Origin of the sequence: Amphibacillus indicireducens, assembly GCF_039539605.1 — a bacterium.
GTDB lineage: Bacteria > Bacillota > Bacilli > Bacillales > Amphibacillaceae > Amphibacillus > Amphibacillus indicireducens.
This window is the reverse complement of the sequence record NZ_BAABDL010000171.1, coordinates 1-1,075: the sequence shown is the minus strand read 5'-3', so window position 1 is coordinate 1,075 and position 1,075 is coordinate 1. Positions and strand designations below refer to the sequence as shown.

The window sequence follows — 1,075 nt, the reverse complement described above, 5'->3', positions numbered from 1 at the left end:
TGACTTCAAAATCTTTACGACAACACGTTCCAACGCCGAAAAGATTTTTCAGGCAAGTAAAATGTGGCTAGAAGAGCGATTAAGTCTGCCTATTTCAGAAGAGAAATCCCAAATCACGAATCTTAAAAAGAATTGTAGTGAATTTTTAGGATTTGAACTGAAAATGGAACGCAAAGGCTATGACCGCTTTAAGCGTAAACGATATGTGTGTCGGTCCTATATAGCGGAAAATGCACGTAAGAGGATTAAAGGACAACTTAAAGAACAAATTAAACTCATGCAAAAAGCAGCAAACGGAAACGATTTAATTAGGAATATTCAAATCTACAATAGTATGGTGATTGGTATTCATAATTACTATCAGATCGCGACACAAGTAAACGATAGTTTAATGCCAATACAATACCAATTAACAATTGTAGAACGGCACCGATTAAAACAGTTTTCACTTCGTAAACAAACGAGTTATCCAATTAAAGACCAGGGTTTAAAACCTTATTTAAAATCAAAAATGACAAGGTATATAAATGGATATCCCCTTATCCCGATTGGGTTTATTAGAACAAAAAATGCGTTAATGCCCAAAAATGGTGTGAATAAATTCACTGCCAGTGGTCGTGAACTAATGCATAAAGAACAAAAGTCAGTTCCAAACTGGCAAGTTCAATGGATTAGAAAACATCCTGTCATTAACGAACGGGCAACGATAGAGTTTAACGATAATCGAATATCGTTGTTCATTGCGCAAAAGGGAAAATGTGCTGTATCGGGAGAAGAGTTAATTCTAACGGAAATGGATTGTCACCATAAACAATTATGGAGTCTGACAAAAGATGATAGGTATTCCAATTTAGTATTGGTCACCAAAGACGTTCATCGACTGATTCATGCCACAGTAATTGACACAATCCGTATGTATCGTGAACATTTGAATTTAAATGGGGAGCAAATGAAAAAGCTTAATAAACTACGGGTATTAGTTGGTAACGAAGAACTGTAACACTAGGGGAATCGAATAATAACAACAAGATTGAGGAAAATGAAATAGTTGACGAACGATGGAATGCCGTGTGCG

Annotated in this window: 1 protein-coding gene; it reads left to right on the top strand. The window is 35.8% G+C overall.

Annotated elements, in window-relative coordinates; genetic code table 11:
* Window positions 1-1,000 (top strand): HNH endonuclease signature motif containing protein (locus ABD814_RS13235; RefSeq protein WP_486303631.1); only part of this gene is annotated, 1,000 nt, incomplete at its 5' end.
* Window positions 1,001-1,075 lie beyond the last annotated feature (75 nt).